The organism is Actinomycetospora aurantiaca, from assembly GCF_037401875.1.
Classification (GTDB): Bacteria; Actinomycetota; Actinomycetes; order Mycobacteriales; family Pseudonocardiaceae; genus Actinomycetospora; species Actinomycetospora aurantiaca.
The window spans coordinates 25,366-44,821 of record NZ_JBBEGN010000010.1; the positions used below are offsets into that span (position 1 = coordinate 25,366).

General features: G+C 73.8%; 18 protein-coding genes. 9 read left to right on the forward strand and 9 right to left on the reverse strand.

Features of this window, described 5'->3' with window-relative positions:
* Positions 1-32: 32 nt before the first annotated feature.
* From WCD74_RS19440 to dnaA, 7 genes are all read right to left on the reverse strand, one after another.
* Positions 33-767, reverse strand: a complete 735-nt coding sequence (locus tag WCD74_RS19440; protein WP_337696526.1) for an FkbM family methyltransferase — start codon at positions 765-767, stop codon at positions 33-35.
* A 106-nt stretch (positions 768-873) separates the two neighbouring features.
* Positions 874-2,874, reverse strand: coding sequence for a DNA topoisomerase (ATP-hydrolyzing) subunit B (gyrB, locus tag WCD74_RS19445; RefSeq protein WP_337696527.1), 2,001 nt, complete (start codon positions 2,872-2,874; stop codon positions 874-876).
* Positions 2,875-3,086: 212 nt separating this feature from the next.
* Positions 3,087-3,896: a DciA family protein gene (locus WCD74_RS19450; protein ID WP_337696528.1), complete on the reverse strand. Its 810-nt coding sequence runs from the start codon at positions 3,894-3,896 to the stop codon at positions 3,087-3,089.
* A gap of 68 nt (positions 3,897-3,964) precedes the next feature.
* Positions 3,965-5,149 (reverse strand): DNA replication/repair protein RecF, encoded by a 1,185-nt coding sequence (recF, locus tag WCD74_RS19455; protein ID WP_337696529.1) that lies wholly within the window; start codon positions 5,147-5,149, stop codon positions 3,965-3,967.
* A gap of 10 nt (positions 5,150-5,159) precedes the next feature.
* The gene (gnd, locus tag WCD74_RS19460; RefSeq protein ID WP_337696530.1) at positions 5,160-6,071 is read right to left on the reverse strand and encodes a phosphogluconate dehydrogenase (NAD(+)-dependent, decarboxylating); all 912 of its coding nucleotides are present in this window, start codon (positions 6,069-6,071) and stop codon (positions 5,160-5,162) included.
* Between the two features lie 123 nt (positions 6,072-6,194).
* Positions 6,195-7,427, reverse strand: coding sequence for a DNA polymerase III subunit beta (gene dnaN / locus WCD74_RS19465; protein ID WP_337696531.1), 1,233 nt, complete (start codon positions 7,425-7,427; stop codon positions 6,195-6,197).
* Between the two features lie 696 nt (positions 7,428-8,123).
* Positions 8,124-9,791: a chromosomal replication initiator protein DnaA gene (gene dnaA, locus WCD74_RS19470; RefSeq protein ID WP_337696532.1), complete on the reverse strand. Its 1,668-nt coding sequence runs from the start codon at positions 9,789-9,791 to the stop codon at positions 8,124-8,126.
* A gap of 497 nt (positions 9,792-10,288) precedes the next feature.
* On the opposite strand from dnaA, the gene rpmH reads away from it, so the two are divergent.
* From rpmH to WCD74_RS19510, 8 genes are all read left to right on the forward strand, one after another.
* A complete protein-coding gene (gene rpmH / locus WCD74_RS19475; RefSeq protein WP_230750295.1) occupies positions 10,289-10,432 on the forward strand; it encodes a 50S ribosomal protein L34 in 144 nt (47 codons plus the stop codon).
* A gap of 28 nt (positions 10,433-10,460) precedes the next feature.
* A complete protein-coding gene (gene rnpA / locus WCD74_RS19480) occupies positions 10,461-10,838 on the forward strand; it encodes a ribonuclease P protein component (protein WP_337696533.1) in 378 nt (125 codons plus the stop codon).
* Positions 10,835-11,302 carry a membrane protein insertion efficiency factor YidD gene (gene yidD, locus WCD74_RS19485; RefSeq protein WP_337696534.1) on the forward strand — a complete coding sequence of 156 codons (468 nt, stop codon included), beginning with the start codon at positions 10,835-10,837 and terminating at the stop codon, positions 11,300-11,302. The genes rnpA and yidD overlap by 4 nt, the downstream gene beginning before the upstream one ends.
* The gene (gene yidC / locus WCD74_RS19490; protein ID WP_337696535.1) at positions 11,296-12,405 is read left to right on the forward strand and encodes a membrane protein insertase YidC; all 1,110 of its coding nucleotides are present in this window, start codon (positions 11,296-11,298) and stop codon (positions 12,403-12,405) included. Before yidD ends, yidC begins: the two co-directional genes overlap by 7 nt.
* Before the next feature lie 137 nt (positions 12,406-12,542).
* Complete coding sequence (locus WCD74_RS19495) at positions 12,543-13,091, forward strand: Jag family protein (protein WP_337696536.1); 549 nt, start codon at positions 12,543-12,545, stop codon at positions 13,089-13,091.
* A gap of 43 nt (positions 13,092-13,134) precedes the next feature.
* Positions 13,135-13,878 (forward strand): 16S rRNA (guanine(527)-N(7))-methyltransferase RsmG, encoded by a 744-nt coding sequence (gene rsmG, locus WCD74_RS19500; protein ID WP_337696537.1) that lies wholly within the window; start codon positions 13,135-13,137, stop codon positions 13,876-13,878.
* A 149-nt stretch (positions 13,879-14,027) separates the two neighbouring features.
* The gene (locus WCD74_RS19505) at positions 14,028-14,924 is read left to right on the forward strand and encodes a ParA family protein (RefSeq protein WP_337696672.1); all 897 of its coding nucleotides are present in this window, start codon (positions 14,028-14,030) and stop codon (positions 14,922-14,924) included.
* On the forward strand, positions 14,921-15,970 hold the full coding sequence (locus tag WCD74_RS19510; protein ID WP_337696538.1) for a ParB/RepB/Spo0J family partition protein: 1,050 nt from the start codon (positions 14,921-14,923) through the stop codon (positions 15,968-15,970). Before WCD74_RS19505 ends, WCD74_RS19510 begins: the two co-directional genes overlap by 4 nt.
* Positions 15,971-16,022: 52 nt before the next feature.
* Here the strand turns inward: WCD74_RS19510 and WCD74_RS19515 are convergent, their stop codons facing one another.
* Positions 16,023-17,021, reverse strand: coding sequence for a D-alanine--D-alanine ligase family protein (locus WCD74_RS19515; RefSeq protein WP_337696539.1), 999 nt, complete (start codon positions 17,019-17,021; stop codon positions 16,023-16,025).
* A gap of 44 nt (positions 17,022-17,065) precedes the next feature.
* A complete protein-coding gene (locus WCD74_RS19520) occupies positions 17,066-18,475 on the reverse strand; it encodes an aminotransferase-like domain-containing protein (protein WP_337696540.1) in 1,410 nt (469 codons plus the stop codon).
* A gap of 254 nt (positions 18,476-18,729) precedes the next feature.
* Between WCD74_RS19520 and WCD74_RS19525 the strand changes: the two genes are divergently transcribed.
* A complete protein-coding gene (locus WCD74_RS19525) occupies positions 18,730-19,404 on the forward strand; it encodes a GNAT family N-acetyltransferase (protein WP_337696541.1) in 675 nt (224 codons plus the stop codon).
* Positions 19,405-19,456: the final 52 nt, after the last annotated feature.

Here is a 19,456-nt window from a genome sequence, read left to right on the forward strand (position 1 = left end):
CGGTGCCAGGTCGACCAGTGGTACGGCGTCGGTCAAGGGATGGTCAAGACCCGTTCCGCCGGGAGGAAGAGGACGTTGCGCCGGGGGTCGTCCGGACGGCGCGGCACCCACCGCCCCCGCCCCGGCTCCCAGGTGCGGGGCGTGTAGTCCCGGGCCACCAGGTCGTCGACCACCTCGGCCACGGTGGCGCCGAAGCGGCCCAGGTGCCGGTCCTCGAGCTCCAGCATCACCACGGGGCGGAAGCTCTCCAGCGTCTTGTGCGCGCCGGCGAGCAGGCTCGCCTCGGCGCCCTCGATGTCGACCTTGACCAGGTCGAGACGCTCGAGCTCCAGCTCGGCCACCAGGTCGTCCAGGGTGCCGACCTCGACCGGCACCTCGTCGTGCCGCCGGAACTCCGCGTTCGAGCCCAGGCCGACCGCACCCGTCGTGAGGAACGCACGGCCGTGCACCGGCAGCCGGCGCCGCCGCGGGAGGGAGAGGACCCCGCCGCCGGCCTCGGCTCCGAGCGCGAGGCGGTGCACGGAGACGTGCCCGGCCCGCAGCACCCGGCGGGCCGCGCCCACGAACGCGGCGAGCGCCGGCTGGGGCTCGACGGCGTGGACCTGCCCGGCCGGGCCGACGAGCCCGGCGAGGGTCCAGGTGTAGAGCCCGTACTCCGCCCCGACGTCGACGCACACCGCGCCGGGCCCGATGAACTCCGCGAGCCCGCCGACCTCGTCCTCGAGGAACCACGCGTGGGAGGCCGCGGCCCGGAGGGTCCGGCTCAATCGCTCGGTCGCACCCACTGCGCCGTGCACCTCCTCACCGCACACCCGGACGGACGCGCGGTGAGGAGGGTAGCGCCGACGTTTCCCGTGGAACCTCGGACCTGCACTACACGTCGAGGAAGCGGACGTCCTTCGCGTTGCGGGTGATGAACGAGCGGCGGGACTCGACGTCCTCGCCCATCAGGACGCTGAACAGCTCGTCCGCGGTGGCCGCGTCGTCCAGGGTCACCTGCATCATCAGGCGCGTCGAGGGGTCCATGGTGGTCTCCCACAGCTCCTTGGCGTTCATCTCGCCGAGGCCCTTGTAGCGCTGGATGCCCTCGTCCTTGTTGACCTTCTTGCCGGCCGCGCGGCCCGCCTCGAGCAGCGCGTCCCGCTCGCGGTCGGAGTACGCGAACTCCGGCTCGGCGTTCCGTCCGCCCCACTTGATCTTGTACAGCGGCGGCATCGCGAGGAAGACGTGGCCGTTCTCGATCAGCGGGCGCATGAAGCGGAACAGCAGCGTCAGCAGCAGCGTCCGGATGTGCTGGCCGTCGACGTCGGCGTCGGCCATCAGCACGATCTTGTGGTACCGGAGCTTGGCGAGGTCGAACTCGTCGTGGATGCCGGTGCCGAGCGCGGTGATGATCGACTGGACCTCGTTGTTCTTGAGGACGCGGTCGATCCGGGCCTTCTCGACGTTGATGATCTTGCCGCGGATCGGCAGGATCGCCTGGAACATCGAGTCGCGGCCGGACTTCGCCGAGCCGCCCGCCGAGTCGCCCTCGACGATGTAGACCTCGCTGCGCGACGGGTCGTTGGACCGGCAGTCGGCCAGCTTGCCGGGCAGGCCACCGAGGTCGCCGGCGGTCTTGCGCCGCACCAGCTCCCGGGCCTTGCGTGCGGCCATCCGCGCCTGGGCCGACCCGACGGCCTTGTTGATGATGGTCTTCGCGTCGGCCGGGTTGCGCTCGAACCAGTCCGCGAGGTGCTCGTTGCACACGCGCTGGACGAACGACTTCACCTCGGTGTTGCCGAGCTTGGTCTTGGTCTGGCCCTCGAACTGGGGCTCGGCGACCTTGACCGAGACGATCGCGGCGAGACCCTCGCGGATGTCGTCGCCGGTGAGCGCCGGGTCCTTCTCCTTGATCAGCTTCTTGTCGCGGGCGTACCGGTTGACCGTGGTGGTCAGCGCGGAGCGGAAGCCCTCCTCGTGGGTGCCGCCCTCGGTCGTGTTGATCGTGTTGCAGAAGGTGTAGACCGACTCCGAGTAGCCGGAGTTCCACTGCATCGCGATCTCGACCTGGTGGCCGGTGCCCTCGGCGGTGAAGCCGACCGGCTTCTTGTGGATCGGGTCCTTCGAGTTGTTGATGAAGGCGACGAAGTCCTCGAGGCCGCCGGGGTAGTGGAAGGTCCGCTCCTTGACCTTCGCGACGTAGCCCTCGGCGTCGGGCACGTCGTCGAGACCGTCGCCCGTGGCCTCGCCCTCGGGCTTGCGCTCGTCGCGCAGGTTGATGGTCAGCCCCTTGTTGAGGAAGGCCATCTCCTGCAGCCGACGGGAGATCGTCTCGAAGTTGTACGTCGTGGTCTCGAAGATGTCCGGGTCGGCCCAGAACGTGATCGTGGTACCGGACTTCTTCGTGGGGCCGACCTCGGTGAGTGTGCCCGGGCGGGCCTTCTCGTAGTGCTGGGTCCAGATCTTGCCCTTGGTGTGCACCTCGACGTCGAGCTGGGTGGACAGCGCGTTGACCACCGAGACGCCTACGCCGTGCAGACCGCCGGAGACCGCGTAGGACTTGTCGTCGAACTTGCCGCCCGCGTGCAGCATGGTCAGCACCATCTCGACGGCGGGCTTCTTCTCCACCGGGTGCATGTCGACCGGGATGCCGCGCCCGTCGTCGACCACCGAGATACCGCCGTCGGCCTGCAGGGTGACCGAGACCGCCGTGGCGTAGCCGGCCATGGCCTCGTCGACGGAGTTGTCCACGACCTCCCAGATCAGGTGGTGCAGACCGCGCTCGCCCGTTGACCCGATGTACATGCCGGGCCGCTTGCGGACCGCCTCGAGACCCTCGAGGACGGTGATGGACGAGGCGCTGTACTCGTTGTTGCTCTTCGCGGCAGCCACGGGCGTCGGTGTCTCCCTACCTCCAGCGCGGGCGAGAGATCGCCCGGACGTCGCCATCCAGTCTACGTCCCCGCTCGTACGGGAAGGGGCCGGATGGCATGTTCAGCGCGTCGCAGAGCGCCTGACGACGACGGGGGAGGGTCCCGACGGCGGACCGGGCGCTCGCCGGGCGTCTGGGCGCGGTCAACGGGCGCTGAGAGGGCGCAGGCGGGTCAGCCGTACGTGTCGCGGGGTCCGCGACCCGACACGTGCCGCGGTCCGCGGCGCCAGCTGGGGGCCGACGGACCGTGGATGCGCATGGCCTTCACGACGTCGGGTCCGAGGCCGGCGGCGATCCGCGCGAGCAGCTGGCGCTGCAGCAGCCGCAGCTGGGTGGCCCAGGCCGTGGAGTCGGCCTGGACGGTGAGCTCGCCGTCGCGCAGGGCGGTGGGCGTGGCGTGCTCGGCGACCTCCGGCCCGACCAGCTCGGCCCACCGGCCGAACACCGAGCCGTCGGCGAGCTTCGGCGCCCATCCGCGCTGCGTGGAGAGCCGGGACGCGATCCGGCCGAGCCGCTGCGGGTCGCGGTCGTCGGCGTCGGCGCCGGACCAGCCGCGGCGGCGCCGCCGGGTCGCCTCCCCGGAGTCCCGGCGGACGGTGCGCCGGGGACGGCCCCGCGTGATGCCGCGTTCGGCCTGCTGCGCGCGGGCGGCCTCGAGCGCGGCCCGGGCGATGTCGGCGCCGCGGGGCGCCGCGGGGTCCGCGGGATCTGTGGAGTCCGGGCGCTCCGACTCCATCGGGTCGGCGTCCGGGGGCTCGATGTGGTCGTCCGGGCGGGCACCCTGCGTCGCCGCCCGGCTGCCGTCCGGGGTGCGCCGCGGACCGAGGCGCGCGGGCGGCAACGCGACCGGGTCGCGCTCCGTGGGTGGGGTGTGGACGGCGGGGCCGGCGACGTCGAACAGCCCCTGCAGGTCATCTGCCGGATCCGGGCGCCGCGGCGGCCGACCGGACCGTCCGGACCCCGAGTTGTCCACAGCATCCACAGGTCTGTCCCCAGCTTCGCCGTCGTCTTCACCGATTCGGATCACCAGTGCCCACCCCCGGTCGCCCGTCACGACGCCAGCTCGTCACGCACCGTGCCGTCCTCGATGACGTAGCGTGAACCGCTCAGCACCGCCGGGACGTCGTCGTCCACCGCGGCCGTCACCAGCACCTGCTCGGCCCGCGCGGCCGTGCGGGCGAGGGCCTCGCGGCGGCGGGCGTCGAGCTCGGCGAAGACGTCGTCCAGGACGAGGATGGGCTCGCTGCCCTCGCCCCGCAGCAGCTCGAACCCCCCGAGCCGGAGGGCCAGGGCCAGCGCCCACGACTCGCCGTGGCTGGCGTAGCCCTTCGCCGGACCCTCGCCGAGCGTCAGGTCGAGCTCGTCGCGGTGCGGGCCGACCAGGCACACGCCGCGCTCGATCTCCTGGTCGCGACGGCGTCCGATCTCTGCGAGCAGCGCGGACTCCACCTTCGCGGCCAGCTCGGCGTGGGCGGCGCCGCCGGTGACGTCCTGCCACCCGTCGTCGGGGCCGGGGCCGACCGTGCCCGCCAGCGCGTCGACCGCCTCGACCCGCGAGCGGTACCGCGCCCCCACCGGCACCGACTCCGGTGCGACGTCGGCGTAGGCGGCCGTGACGTGCGGCGCGAGCGCGGCGGCGAGCTGGACCCGGCCGGCCGTGAGCGCCGCCCCGGCCCGGGCCAGGTGGGCGTCCCACACGTCGAGCGTGCCGGTGTCGCCGCGGGCGTGGCGGGCGGTCTTGAGCAGGGCGGAACGCTGGCGGAGCACCTTGTCGTACTCCGCCCGCACGCCGGCCCACCGCGGCGCGCGGGCCACCAGGAGCTCGTCGAGGAAGCCCCGCCGCTCACCGGGGTCGCCGCGGACCAGGGCGAGGTCCTCGGGCGCGAACACGACGGTGCGCACGATGCCGAGGATCTCCCGGGCCCGCGGCACCGGCGAGCGGTTGACGCGGGCGCGGTTGGCCTTGCCGGGCTGGATCTCGACCTGGACGGTCAGCTCCCGCCCGGCGTTGACCACCGTCGCCCGGACCGAGGCCGCGGCCGCCCCGCGACGCACGAGCGGCGCGTCGGACGACACCCGGTGCGAGCCCAGGGTGGCCAGGTACCCGACGGCCTCGACGAGGTTCGTCTTCCCCTGGCCGTTCGCCCCGACCAGCACCGACACCCCCGGCGCGAACGTCAGGTCGGCCTGCGCCCACGACCGGAAGTCGGTGACCGACAGCTCCCGCACGTACATGGGTCGCGGGTCAGCCCCCGGTCGGCGGCTCGTTCGCGGCCTCGCCCGCCTTGTGCACCGCGTGGCCGCCGAACTGGGCCCGGAGCGCGGCGACGGCCTTCATCGCGGGGGAGTCGACCTGTCGCGAGGCGAACCGGGCGAACAGCGCGGCCGAGATCACCGGCAGCGGCACCGCGTGCACGATCGCCTCGTCGACCGTCCACCGGCCCTCGCCGGAGTCCTCGGCGTACCCCGTGATCTGGTCGAGGTGCGGGTCGGCCTCCAGGGCCAGGACCATGAGGTCGAGCAGCCAGCTGCGCACCACCGTGCCGCGGCTCCAGGCCTTCATCACGGCCCCGACGTCGGTGACCGGGCCACCGGCGCTGAGGAGTTCGTAGCCCTCGGCGTAGGCCTGCATCAGGCCGTACTCGACGCCGTTGTGCACCATCTTCGCGTAGTGCCCGGCGCCGACCGGGCCGGCGTGCGCGAAGCCCTCCTCGCGGGGACCCTCCGGCCGCAGCGCGTCGAACACCGGCATGAGGCGCTCGATGTCGGCGTCCTCGCCGCCGGCCATGAGCCCGTAGCCCTCGGTGCGCCCCCAGACCCCGCCGGAGACGCCGCAGTCGACGTAGTGGACGTCGTGGGCGCCCAGCCGCTCGGCGTGCACCGCGTCGTCGCTGAAGCGGCTGTTGCCGCCGTCGACCACCAGGTCACCGGGCTCGAGCAGCTCGGCGAGGCGGTCGACCGTGGAGTGCGTGGCGTTGCCCGAGGGCACCATCAGCCACACCGTCCGCGGTGCGCCGAGGGCCTTCACCAGCTCGTCGAGGGACTGCACGTCCCCGGACCCGTCGTTCGCGTACCCGACGACCTCGTGACCGGCGGCCCGGAGCCGCTCGGCCATGTTGCCGCCCATCCGCCCCAGCCCGACCATTCCCAGCTGCACCGCGATCGCTCCCCTGTCGTCGTCCCGTCGATGGGTCGAGCTCCGCTGCGACTCCCGACCCGGTCCGTCCACCTCCGAACCCCGTACCCCCGATCGGCCCGGGCGTCCCGGGCGCGGCGGGGATCAGCCGGGCAGGCGTACCGGCATCAGCAGGTACAGGTACCCCGGGCGGGGCTCCGGCAGCTCGGCGTCGCCCCCGGGCCCGGGCTCCACGGCGGTGGTCGACGCCTCGTCGGCGGCGACCTCCCCGGCGGCGGCCGCGTCGTTCTCCCCCGGAGCCCCGGCGGGGCGCAGCAGCGCCGGCCGGCTGGGCGTGGTGAACGACAGGTGGGCGTGGTCCGAGCCGAGGGCACCGAGGCCGTCGAGGAGATAGCCCGGGTTGAACGCGATCGTCAGCGGCTCGCCGGCGAACGAGCACGGCAGCTGCTCCTCGGCGCTCCCCTCGTCGTCGCCGCCGGCGGTCAGGCGCAGCGAGCCCTCGTCGAACTCGAGGCGTACCTGGGTGCCGCGCTCGGCGACCAGCGAGACGCGCTTGATCGCGTCGACCAGCGGCGCCACCTCCAGGACGGCGGCCGAGGTGTGCTCCTTGGGCAGCAGCTGGCGGTAGCGGGGGAACTCCGCGTCGAGCAGGCGGGTGGTGGACCGCCGTCCGCCGCCGGCCAGGCCGAGCAGCCCGTCCCCGCGCCCGAGCGCGAGCTCGATCGTCCCGCCCGCCGAGGTGAGGGTCTTCGCCGCCTCGGACAGGGTGCGGGCCGGGGCGAGGATCGCGGTCGGCTCGCCGTCGGAGGCGGCGGTGTCCTCGCCGGGCTCCCACGTGAACTCCCGGACCGCGAGCCGGAACCGGTCGGTGGCCGCCATCGTCAGCGACGAGCCGTCGATCTCCACCCGGATGCCGGTGAGCATCGGCAGCGTGTCGTCGCGGCCGGCGGCGACCGCCACCTGCGACACCGCCCGGGCGAACACCTCGGGGGCGAGCTCGCCGACCACGGGCGGCATCTCCGGCAGCTGCGGGTAGTCCTCGGCGGACATCGTCGGGAGGCTGAAGCGCGCGTTGCCGCACGACAGCGAGGCGCGGGGCCCGTCGACGGTGAGGTCGATCGGGTGCGGCGGCAGCGAGCGGGTGATGTCGGCCAGGAGCCGGCCCGAGACGAGCGCCCGGCCGCCGTCGCCGATCATCGCCGGGACCTCGACCCTGGCGGAGACCTCGTAGTCGAACCCGGAGACGGTGAGCGTCCCGTCGTCGGACGCGTCGAGCAGGACACCGCCGAGGACCGGCACGGGCGCGCGGCTGGGCAGGCTGCGCGCGACGAAGGCCACCGCGTCGGCGAAGGCGTCGCGCTCCACGCGGAACTTCATCGGTGCTCTCCTGACGTCGTGAGGCGTGCGTGCGACCCCGGATCCGGGCAGGTCGTCACGGTAGAGCCTGCCAGGGGGGTCCGACACTCCGCCCCTGTGCAGCACCGTCGGCCGCGTCCCTCCCCAGGCCCTGTTCTTCTGTAGTTCTCCTATAGAGAGAGAACAGCAGTGACAGTAGGTCCTGTGGGCGCTGTGGAGGACCGCCGTCGGCGCAGGTCGGGCGGCCCGAGGTGGTGTGGAGCGAGGACGGTCGTCCATCCCCCGATCCGGGGACGGATCGGCGTGTCAGGTGGACGGAGTGCGGGCAGCCCCTTCCGCTCACGCCTCCGTCCACCCGTTCTCCACGGCTGTCCACAGACTTGTCCCCAGCTGTGGGTCGATCGGGAGTCGAACGATCGCCGTGTGCTACCAGGGCACGCCGGGCGGCCGTCGGGGTGCGGGCGCCGGACGAGCGGTGACGCCGGTCGAGGGTGATCCGTCATCCCTGCTGCGTCGGATGTCCGGATTCTGCTCACGCTGGGTACGGGTCCCGGCTCCGCACCGTGCTCGCCGACCGCTCGGGGCGGGGCGGTGGCTGCCGCGCGTCGGCCCGCCGTCGGGAGGGCTCGACGGCGCGCGAGTGCGGCACCGGGCAGGTCCCGCGGCCACGGGACCTGTCCCACGCGGCACTCGGCGTGCGGAGACGCCGAGGAGCGCTCAGCTGCGGGCGCGCTGCTTGATGCGCGCGGTGAGCTCCTGGACCTGCTCGTAGGTCCGGCGGCGCTCCGCCATCTCCTTGCGGATCTTCTTGTCCGCGTGCATGACGGTCGTGTGGTCGCGATTGCCGAACATCTGGCCGATCCGCGGCAGCGAGAGGTCGGTCAGCTCGCGGCAGAGGTACATGGCGATCTGCCGGGCGAGCGCGAGCGCCTTGGTCTTGCCCGGGCCGGTGAGGTCGTCGATCGAGACGCCGTAGAACTCCGCGGTCACCGCCATGATCGTGGGCGCGGTGATCTCGGACTGCCGGGAGTCCGGGATGAGGTCGCGCAGCACGATCTCGGCGAGCTGCAGGTCGATCGGCTGGCGGTTGAGCGACGCGAACGCGGTGACGCGGATGAGCGCGCCCTCGAGCTCGCGGATGTTGCGCTCGATCCGGTCCGCGATGAACTCCAGGACCTCCGGCGGGGCCGCCATCCGCTCGCCGGCCGCCTTCTTGCGCAGGATCGCGATCCGCGTCTCGAGCTCGGGCGGCTGGATGTCGGTGATCAGGCCCCACTCGAAGCGGGTGCGCAGCCGGTCCTCCAGGGTCTCCAGCCGCTTGGGTGGCCGGTCGGAGGACACGACGATCTGCTTGTTGGCGTTGTGGAGGGTGTTGAAGGTGTGGAAGAACTCCTCCTGCGTCCCCTCCTTGCCCTCGAGGAACTGGATGTCGTCCACGAGGAGCACGTCGACGTCGCGGTAGCGCCGCTGGAAGGCCACCTTGCGGTCGTCGCGCAGGGAGTTGATGAAGTCGTTCGTGAACTCCTCGGTCGACACGTACCGCACGCGCATGCCGGAGAAGAGCCGCTGGGCGTAGTGGCCGACGGCGTGGAGCAGGTGGGTCTTGCCGAGTCCGGAGTCGCCCCAGACGAACAGCGGGTTGTAGGCCCGCGCGGGCGCCTCGGCCACCGCCACCGCCGCCGCGTGCGCGAAGCGGTTCGAGGCCCCGATGACGAAGGTGTCGAACAGGTACTTCTCGTTCAGCTTGGTCTGCGAGCGCGGGGCACCCCGCGCACCGTCGCCGGGGGCCTCGGGCTCCGGGCGACCGCTCGCGGCGGACCGGCCCGGCGGGCTCCAGATCTCGTGGACCGCCGCGAGACCGTCCCGGACCTCGTCGACCTCCTCCTCCGGGTGTGACCGGTCCGGGTTGTGCGTCACCCGGCCGACGCCCGCCGCGGCGGCGATCGCGTCCGCACGGTGCGAGCGCTCGCCGCCGGTCAGGTAGCCGGTGTCCGGCCCGCCGTCGTCGGGCGGGTCCGGCGCGTAGCCGTCGCCGGCGTACTGCGGGGCCGAGAGCCGGGGCAGGGGGGAGGTCTCCGGGCCGGCCGCGGCCCCGTCGCCCCCGCGGCCGCTGTGGTCCACCCGGACCGCGAGCTGCACCGGCCGGCCGATCTGGCGGGACAGTGCATCGACGATCGGGTCGCGCAGCGCCCGCTCGATGGCCTCCTTGGCGAACTCGCTCGGCGCGGCCAGCAGAGCGGTGTCGTCGAGCAGCCCGAGCGGCCGGGTCACCCGGATCCACGCCCGCTGCTGCGCGGAGAGGGCGGTCCCGTCGGTCCGCGGCCCGGCGAGCTCGGCGACGACGCGGGACCAGGTCTCGTCGAGGTCGGAGAGCTGGTCCGTCATCGGTGAGCCTCCCCTGTCCCGGCACTGGTCGTCCCGGGCGCGCGCGTCCACAGGCTTGTCCACAACTGTGCACGACGATCGACCCGTCGACGGCACGGACCCCCGTCACCGAGGTCCCCGCCGTGCCGCGCGCGACGGCACGGCCCGCTCCCCCACCTGCTGGCACCCGTGGCCGGTCGGTACACCGGTTCCGAACCCCTGGGCTCACGCCGGCCGTCCGGGGTGCAGGACGCTAACAAGGCCGCGTCCGGGCCCACAACCTCCCCGTCGCGGCGACGTGCCCGCGACGGCGACCGTGCGCCGGAGATCATGCCCGGCCCCGCGGACCGGGGCGCGGCGGGGCCGGGTCGGGTCGGGTCGGCGGTGCTGGGCTACGCTGGTCACGACCGGATCCGGGTCCGTCGTCCCAGGGCATGCGCCCCGGGCATCGCGACGTGCCCCGGGTACACCCGCGCTCCCCCTCGATCCGGGGTGAGCCGACGCAGGAGTTCTCAGTCGTGGCCAAGGGCAAGCGCACGTTCCAGCCGAACAACCGTCGTCGGTCCAAGACCCACGGCTTCCGGCTGCGCATGTCGACGCGCGCCGGCCGTGCCGTGCTGGCGAACCGTCGCCGCAAGGGCCGCGCCGCGCTGTCCGCCTGACCGGCCGCGGCCTCCGGTCGGTGCCCGCGTGCTGCCCCGGGCACACCGCGTCCGGCGACCCGTCGACTTCCGGGTCGTCCTGCGTCGCGGCCGCAAGGCCGGTCGCCGGCGGCTGTCGGTGCACGCGCTGACGGGCACCGACCCCACGGCACCGGCCCGCGCCGGCTTCGTGGTCGGGCGCTCGGTGGGCAACTCGGTGGAGCGGCACCGCCTCACGCGACGGCTCCGGCACCTGGTGGCGGACCGTCTGGCGGTGCTCCCGGGGGACACGGCCCTCGTGGTGCGCGCCCATCCCGCCGCGGCCGGGTCGTCGTCGGCGGAGCTCGCGGACGACCTCGACGCCGCCCTGCGGCGCCTCGGGCTCGTCCCGCGGCTGCACGTGGTCGGACCGGAGGCGGGCGCGTGACGGCCCCGACGACGGCAGCCGCGCCGGGCACCTCGCCCCGGGTCGCCGCCACGGGCACCATGGAGCGCGACGAGGCGGTGTTCCACTCCGAGGGAGACGACGTGAGCGAGGCCGGTGTCCGGGAGTCCCCGGAGCCGCCGCACGCCCGCCGTCCCGGTCCCGCGGCACGCGTCGTGATCGCCCTGCTGGGCGTCTACCGCCGCTGGATCTCCCCGATGTTCCCGCCGCACTGTCGGTTCCACCCGACGTGCAGCGCCTACGCGGTCGAGGCCGTCCGGGTCCACGGAGTCCTCCTGGGCTCCGATCTCGCCGTGGTGCGCCTGCTCAAGTGCGCGCCCTGGCACCCTGGTGGCCTGGACCCCGTGCCCCCGCGCCGTCGTCGCCGACCGGAGACCCCGGACGCCGGTCGCACCGCCCCCGAGGGAGCCGCGGCCCCCGCCAGCGAGGAGCAAGCGTCGTGCTGAACTTCATCTACTACCCGGTCTCGGGCATCCTGTGGTTCTGGCACAAGGTGTTCGGCTTCCTCTTCGGCGCCGACAACGGGTTCGCCTGGGCCCTGGCCGTGATCTTCCTGGTCTTCACGCTGCGCGCGCTGCTGTTCAAGCCGTTCGTCAGCCAGGTCCGCTCGATGCGGAAGATGCAGGAGTTCCAGCCGCAGATCAAGAAGCTGCAGGAGAAGTACAAGAACGACCGCCAGAAGCTCGCGGAGGAGATGCAGAAGCTCCAGAAGGAGCACGGCGTCAATCCGCTGGGTGGCTGCCTGCCGGTCCTCGTGCAGGTACCTGTCTTCATCGGTCTGTTCCACGTGCTGCGCGGCTTCCGGCTGGACTACGCGTACAACTACGTCTTCAGCTACGCCGACATCCAGTCGTTCGACAACGCCACCATCTTCGGCGCCAAGTTGTCCGACGCGATCAGCGGCAACCTCGCGGCCGTCGGCTCCCTCTCGCTCGGCGGCACGTTCAACGCCCACGTCATCCCGGTGGCGCTGCCCCTGATGATCATCGCGAGCGTCGCCACCCACTTCACCGCCCGCGTCTCCGCGGCCCACCAATCGCCGGCCGCCGCCGCCAACCCGCAGGCGGCGATCATGCAGAAGCTGACGATGTGGCTCTTCCCGCTCGGTGTGCTCGTCTTCGGTGTCTTCTTCCCGATCGCGATCCTGCTGTACTGGCTGGCCAACAACTCCTGGACGCTGACCCAGCAGTACCTGGTCTACGGCAAGATCGCCCGCGAGGAGGAGGAGCAGCGGGCGCAGGCCGCGGCCCAGCGTGACCTCCTCGCCCCGAAGCCCGGCCAGAAGCCGAAGCGTGCGGCCGCGAACGCCCCGGCCTCCGCTGCGGTGGACGAGCCGACGGACGAGCCGGTCGAGGAGCCGGTCGCCGAGGCCGCGCCGTCGAAGCCGCGACCCGGGGCCCGTCCGGTCACCGGCAAGAGCAGCGGCCGGGCGGCGCCCGGCAAGGTCAACTCCCCGGCCGGCAAGAACGGCTCGGCGTCGAAGAACGGTCGCGGGTCCGGGCAGCTGGCCTCGTCCCGCCCGGGCAAGAAGTCCAAGAAGCGCCGCTGACGACCGGGCGCCCTCCGTCGTGCGGACGGGCGCCGGACAGCGCATCGACCACCCCCGCCCGCCGTCCCTCGCCCCATGAGGATCGGCCGGTCGGACCGGAGGGCCGCACGACGCGGCCCGGCGAGAGGAGACAGGCCGTGTCCGAGACCCTGGAGTCGGACGGCAGGACCGGCGGTGACGCCGGGGCCGCCGGGCCCGCCGAGGGCGAGACCGCGACGCAGGACGTCCTCGTGCGCGAGGGCGACATCGCCGGGGACTACCTCGAGCGGTTGCTCGACATCCTCGACTTCGACGGGGACATCGACCTCGACGTCGAGGCCGGCCGGGCGATCGTGAGCATCGACGGCGGTAAGGACCTCGAGAAGCTCGTCGGGCAGCGGGGCGACGTCCTGGAGGCGCTGCAGGAGCTGACCAGGCTCGCCGTGCAGCAGTCGACGGGGACGCGGAACCGGCTGATGCTGGACATCGCCGGCTGGCGCTCGAACCGCCGGTCGGAGCTGACCGACCTCGGGCGCCGGACGGCCGAGGAGGTGCGCGACTCCGGCGAGAGCCAGAAGCTCCGCCCGATGACGCCGTTCGAGCGGAAGATCGTGCACGACGCCGTGGCCGCGGTCGACGGCGTCCACAGCGAGAGCGAGGGCGAGGAGCCCCGCCGCCGCGTGGTCGTCCTGCCCGGTCGGGGATGACCGGCACGGCGGGCCCTGTTCCACGTGGAACAGGCGCGCGGTCGTGAGCGTCGAGAAGCAGGACCAGGTGGACGGACCGTCCTCCCCGACACCGGAGGCGGTCGAGCTCTTCGGTGAGGCCCTTTCCCGGGCCCGTCGGTACGCGGAGCTCCTGGCGGGTCCGGGACGGGAACAGGGCGTCATCGGACCCCGCGAGCTCCCCCGGCTGTGGGACCGGCACCTGGTCAACTCCGCCTGGGTCGGTCACGTCGTTCCCGAGGGCTCCTCGGTCGTGGACGTCGGCTCGGGCGCGGGGCTGCCCGGAATCCCGCTGGCGCTGGCCCGGCCGGACCTGCGGATCACGTTGCTCGAGCCGATGGCCCGGCGGGTCGCGTGGCTCGAGGAGACGGCCGCGGCGCTCGATCTCGACGTCACCGTGGTCCGAGGGCGGGCCGAGGAGCGGGAGACGCGGAGGGCGGTGGGCGAGTCCGACGTCGTGACCGCGCGGGCCGTTGCGCCGATGGGTCGACTGGCGGCCTGGACGCTCCCCCTCGTCCGGCCGGGTGGGAGACTGGTGGCGCTCAAGGGCGCCAGCGCGCAGGACGAGGTGCGCCGGGACGCCGCCGAGCTCCGGGCCGCGGGCGGTGGGGACGTCGAGGTCGTCACGCGCGGCGCGGGAGACGCCCTCACGCACATCGTGGTGGTACATCGGACGGAGCGGCGGGCCAGGACCGACCGGAACGACACCGCCGGCTCGGGCCCCGCCGGAGGACGGCGGAGCCGCGGCAGGAAGGATCGATCCTCGTGACCAAAGGACAGGCCGTTCCACGTGAAACACGGCCGCGACCGGACCGGGCGAGCGCCGAGAAGGTCCGGGAGGCCGTGAGCGAGGCGGTCTCCACGGTCGGCGCCGGCGTGCTCGGCGCGGGCGAGGTCCTGCACGGCGACGGGGGTGGGATGACCCCGATCGCGGAGGAGGCCGCCCGGGCGGCACGGGTGCTGCACCCCGAGGACCACCGCATGCCGCGGCCGTCGCGGCGCCGCATCATCACGGTGGCCAACCAGAAGGGCGGGGTCGGCAAGACGACGAGCACGGTCAACCTGGCCGCGGCCCTCGCGCTGCACGGGGCCCGGGTCCTGGTCGTGGACCTCGATCCGCAGGGCAACGCGAGCACGGCGCTCGGGGTCGACCACCGCAGCGGTGTCCCCTCGATCTACGAGGTCCTCATCGGGGAGCTCACGCTCGACCAGGCCGCCCAGGTGTGCGACCGATCCGAGGACCTGCTGTGCGTCCCGGCGACGATCGACCTCGCGGGTGCGGAGATCGAGCTCGTGTCGATGATGAACCGCGAGTCGCGGCTCCGGCAGGCTCTCTCGACCGAGGCCCTGGACGCGCTCGACGTGGACTACGTCCTGGTGGACTGCCCGCCGTCGCTCGGGCTGCTCACGTTGAACGCGATGGTGGCCGCGCCCGAGGTGCTGATCCCGATCCAGTGCGAGTACTACGCGCTGGAGGGGCTGAGCCAGCTGCTCAACAACATCGGGCTGGTGCAGTCGCACCTCAACCCGCGGCTGCACGTCTCCACGATCCTGCTCACCATGTACGACGGCCGCACGAAGCTGGCCGACCAGGTGACCCACGAGGTGCGCAACCACTTCGGCGACCTGGTCCTGCGCACCGTGATCCCGCGCAGCGTGAAGGTGAGCGAGGCACCCGGCTTCGGGCAGACCGTCCTCACCTACGACCCCGGATCCCGCGGGGCGATGAGCTACCTCGACGCGGCCCGCGAGTTCGCGATGCGGGCCGCCGTCGCCGACCGCCGTGCCGGCGCGAGCGCGGGAGAGCGGGCATGACGGAGCGCCGCGGCGGCCTCGGACGCGGTCTCGCCGCCCTGATCCCCACCGGACCACCCGAGCCGGGCCCCGACGCGCGACCCGAGGTGGGCACGCGCGCCGCCGACGTCGTCATCGGCCAACGCAGCCGTCCGGACGCCCCCGCCGACCCGGAGTCGGTGGACCCGCCGGCGGTCGACGGCGGCTCGGTCGCGGGTGCGGTCTACCGCGAGGTGCGGGTCGACGGCATCCGGGCCAACCCGCGCCAGCCGCGGACCGTCTTCGACGAGGAGGCCCTCGCCGAGCTCGAGCACTCCGTGCGGGAGTTCGGGCTCCTGCAGCCGATCGTCGTCCGCGAGCTCGAGACGCCGGTGCCAGGTGAGGCCGGCGTCGAGCTCACCCACGAGCTCGTCATGGGCGAGCGGCGCTGGCGGGCCGCGCAGCGCGCCGGGCTCACCCACATCCCGGCGATCGTCCGGAAGACCTCCGACGACGACCTCCTGCGCGACGCGCTCCTCGAGAACATTCACCGCGTCCAGCTCAACCCGCTGGAGGAGGCGGCCGCCTACCAGCAGCTGCTGACCGAGTTCGACGTGACGCACGAGCAGCTCGCGGACCGCATCGGCCGGAGTCGGCCGGCGATCACCAACACGATCCGGCTGCTGCGGCTCCCGGTCGCCGTGCAGCGTCGGGTCGCGGCCGGGGTGCTGTCCGCCGGACACGCGCGCGCCCTGCTCGGCATGGAGGACGCCGGCGCCCAGGAGGAACTCGCGGCGCGGATCGTCGCCGAGGGCCTGTCCGTGCGCGCGGCCGAGGAGGCCGTGACCCTCGCCCGCGGCGACGAGCCGACCGCCGCCCGGCGCCGCTCCCCCACCCGCAAACTGCACGCCCCCGGGCTGCAGGACCTCGCCGAGCGGCTCTCCGACGCGTACGACACCCGGGTCAAGGTCGAGCTGGGCCAGCGCAAGGGACGGATCGTCGTCGAGTTCGGTTCCGTCGACGATCTGGAGCGCATCGCGTCGCTGATGGACCTGAAGGGGCTCCCGGGCTCCCCGCCCCAGACCTGATCGTCCGGGCGCTCAGCGGCGATCTCAGGGCGCCCTGAGATCGCCGCTGCGGTCACGGACGCGGGGAGAGCTCCACGTCCCGGAACGCGGCGCGGTCCACCAGCCGGCCGAAGACCTCGCCGAGGTCGCGGCCCGCAGCCTCGATGGCCCGCGGCAACAACGAGGTCTCGGTCAGACCCGGCGACACGTTCACCTCGAGCACCGCCACCCCGCCGTCGGCGTCGACGATGGCGTCCGTCCGCGAGAGGTCCCGCAGCCCGAGGGCGCGGTGGGCGGCGACCGCGGTCTCGGCGACGCGACGCGCCACGGCGGCGTCGAGCCGGGCCGGGCAGTGGAACCGGGTCAGGCCGGCGGTGTAGCGGGCGGTGTAGTCGTAGACGCCGCTCTCCGGGACGACCTCGACGGCGGGCAGCGCGACCGGACCGTCCCCGTCCTCGACGACCGACACCGCCACCTCGACGCCCTCGACGAAGCGCTCCACGAGCACGGTCTCGGAGTAGGCCAGCGCTCCGACCATCGCCGAGGGCAGCTCGGAGGCGTCCCGGACCACCTGGGCGCCGAGGGCGGACCCGCCCTGGTCGGGCTTGAGCATCAGCGGCAGTCCGAGCCGTGCGACCAGCGCGTCGAGGACCGCAGCGGCCCCGAGCTCGCGGAACGTGGTGTGCGGCAGGGCGACCCACTCCGGGGTGGCGATCCCGGCCCGCACGAGCTCCGCCTTCGCGCTCGGCTTGTCGTGGGCACGCCGGCACGCGCGTCCCTGCGTGCCCACGAACGGGACGCCCATCAGCTCCAGCACGCTCTGCACGGCGCCGTTCTCGCCCTCGCCACCGTGCAGGGCGATCACCACCGCGTCCGGGCGTGTCGAGGCCAGCCGTCCGAGCAGGGCCGCGTCGGTGTCCCACTCGTCCACGGTCGCGCCGGCGTCGCGCAGCACGGTGGCGATCCGCCGTCCGGAGCGCAGCGACACGTCCCGCTCGTGGGAGAGGCCCCCGGCGAGGACGGCGACCGTCCGCTCGGACGTCGGGACGGGCGGTGCGGCTGACGTGGACACGCGAGGACCCTAGCCAGCCCGCACCGACCCGCCGTCGGGACGCCTCAGGCGGTGTCGACCGCCGGCGCCTGCGGGCCGGGCGGGCCCGCGGTGGGGCGCGCACCCGGGCCGGACAGCCCGAAGGTGCGCAGCACCTCCAGCTCGCCCTCCAGGACCCCGGCCAGGCGGCGGACGCCCTCGGTGATCCGTTCCGGCGGCGGGTAGCAGAACGAGAGCCGCATGTGCCGGGCCCCGGACCCGTCGGCGTGGAACCCGGTCCCGGAGGCGTACGCGACCCGCGCCGTGATCGCACGCGGCAGCATCGCGCGCGTGTCCACGCCCTCGGGGACCGTGGCCCAGACGAAGAAGCCGCCGCGGGGCCGCGTCCAGCGGCAGCCCTCGGGCAGGTGGACCTCGAGTGCGCCCAGCATGGCGTCGCAGCGCTCGCGGTACATCTCGCGGAAGGACTTGACCAGGCTGCGCCAGTCGTGGGTGGCGAGGTAGCGCGAGACGACGAGCTGGGTGAACGCCGGCGGGCAGAGCGTGGCCGACTCGGCGGCCAGCACGAGCTTGTCCTTGATGCCGTGCGGCGCCAGCGCCCACCCGACGCGGAGCCCGGAGGCGAAGATCTTGGAGAACGACCCCAGGTACACCACGTTGTCCGGGTCGAGCGACCGCAACGAGGGGTAGGTCTGCCCGTCGAAGCCCAACAGGCCGTACGGGTTGTCCTCCACGATCAGCACGCCGTGGCGCCGGCACGTCTCCACGATCTCCGGCCGGCGCTCGGCGGCCAGCGAGACGCCGACCGGGTTGTGGAAGTTCGGCACCGTGTAGAGGAACTTCGCGCGCCTGCCCTCGGCGGCCAGGCGCTGCAGGGCCTCCTCCAGGGCCGCGGGCACCAGCCCGTCGTCGTCCATGGCGACGTGGCGGACCTCGGCCTGGTAGGCGGCGAACGAGCCCAGCGCGCCCACGTACGAGGGCGACTCCGCGAGCACGACGTCCCCCGGGTCGACGAACAGGCGGGTCAGCATGTCCAGCGCCGACTGGGAGCCGACCGTGACCACCACGTCGTCCGGGGCGAACCCGCCGGTGGCCGAGGTCGACCCGGCCTCGAAGGCCATGACCTCGCCGATCTGCTCGCGCAACACCGGGACGCCCTGCGCGGACCCGTACTGCAGCGCGCTCTGCCCCTCGGCGGCGATGAGCCCGCCGACCTCTCGGGCGAGCGAGTCCAGCGGGAGCGCGGCCAGGTTCGGCATCCCGCCCGCGAGGGACACCACCTCCGGCCGGCTGGCGACGGCGAACAGCGCCCGGATCTCCGAGGCCGTCATGCCGGCGGTGCGGGCCGCGTACCGGTCGGAGTGCGGGTCGCCGGTGGAGCCGGTCGACACGGTGCCGACCGCCGCGCCCGCTGCCGCCGCCGCGCCGGCCCCGGGGAGGGCGTCGGGACGGGGGACGGGGGGCGTCGGCGTCATCAGCGACTCTCCGTGATCATCTCCGCGACAGGATCGTCGTGACTCTACGCGCCGGTTCGCGTGACCCGGGGCGAGCGTCGTCACGTCGCGTCCCGACGACCGCCCGGCGCCCGTCACCCGCAGCCGATCACCCGACCCGGGCCGCCCGTATTGTCGGGGGCGGCGCAGGAGAGTACGCATGCCAGGGCCGGTGTGGATGCGGGGCTCGAGGTCCCGCCCGATCGGGCCGCCGGTGGAGGCAGACGGGAGTGTCGGTGTCGCGAGAGTGTGTCGGGATCACCCTCGACAACATCGAGGAGCTGCCCAAGGGCAGCCGTCGGTGCGTCTACTGGGAGCTCCCGCCGCACCTGGGGAGCCAGGCCGAGGAGTTCGGCACGCTCGAGCTGGAGAAGGAGGCGTGGGTCTCCGGGGTCCTGCTCGAGTGGGGGTCGTGCGGCCGGATCGCCCACGTGGACGGCGTCCCCGCCGGTTACGCCTTCTACGCGCCGCCGGCCGCCGTGCCCCGGGCCGCCGCGTTCCCCACCGCCCCGGTCGGCGCCGACGCGGTGCTGCTGTGCGGCGTGCACGTCGTACCCGACTTCGCCGAGGTCGGGATCGGGCGGTTGCTGGTGCAGGACGTCGTCCGCGACCTCTCCCGGCGCGGTGTGAAGGCCCTGGAGGCCTTCGGGGACGCCGCCGACCGGCCCCGCGGCGAGGCGCACGGCCGCACGGCCGAGGACGGCCCGACCTGCGTGCTGCCCGCGGCGTTCCTGCGGGCGGTCGGCTTCAAGACCGTCGCCCCGCACCACCGCTGGCCGCGCCTGCGCCTCGAGATGCGCACCGGGTTCTCCTGGAAGGAGGACGTCGAGGCCGCGATCGCGCAGCTGCTCGGCTCGGTGACGGTGACGACGGCGCCCGCCGCTCCGGTGGGCGCCCCGGTGCCGCGGTAGGTGGCCTCGCCTCGTGAGCACTTCCGGTCGCCATGGCGGCCAGGAGTGCTCA

Bases quoted from the DNA above. Each gene is read 5' to 3' on its own strand.
- recF (WP_337696529.1), bottom strand. From the start codon at position 5,149: ATGTACGTGCGGGAGCTGTCGGTCACCGACTTCCGGTCGTGGGCGCAG.
- dnaN (WP_337696531.1), bottom strand. From the start codon at position 7,427: ATGAAGTTCCGCGTGGAGCGCGACGCCTTCGCCGACGCGGTGGCCTTC.
- dnaA (WP_337696532.1), bottom strand. From the start codon at position 9,791: ATGACGGACCAGCTCTCCGACCTCGACGAGACCTGGTCCCGCGTCGTC.
- WCD74_RS19505 (WP_337696672.1), top strand. From the start codon at position 14,028: ATGACCCCGATCGCGGAGGAGGCCGCCCGGGCGGCACGGGTGCTGCAC.
- WCD74_RS19510 (WP_337696538.1), top strand. From the start codon at position 14,921: ATGACGGAGCGCCGCGGCGGCCTCGGACGCGGTCTCGCCGCCCTGATC.
- WCD74_RS19520 (WP_337696540.1), bottom strand. From the start codon at position 18,475: ATGACGCCGACGCCCCCCGTCCCCCGTCCCGACGCCCTCCCCGGGGCC.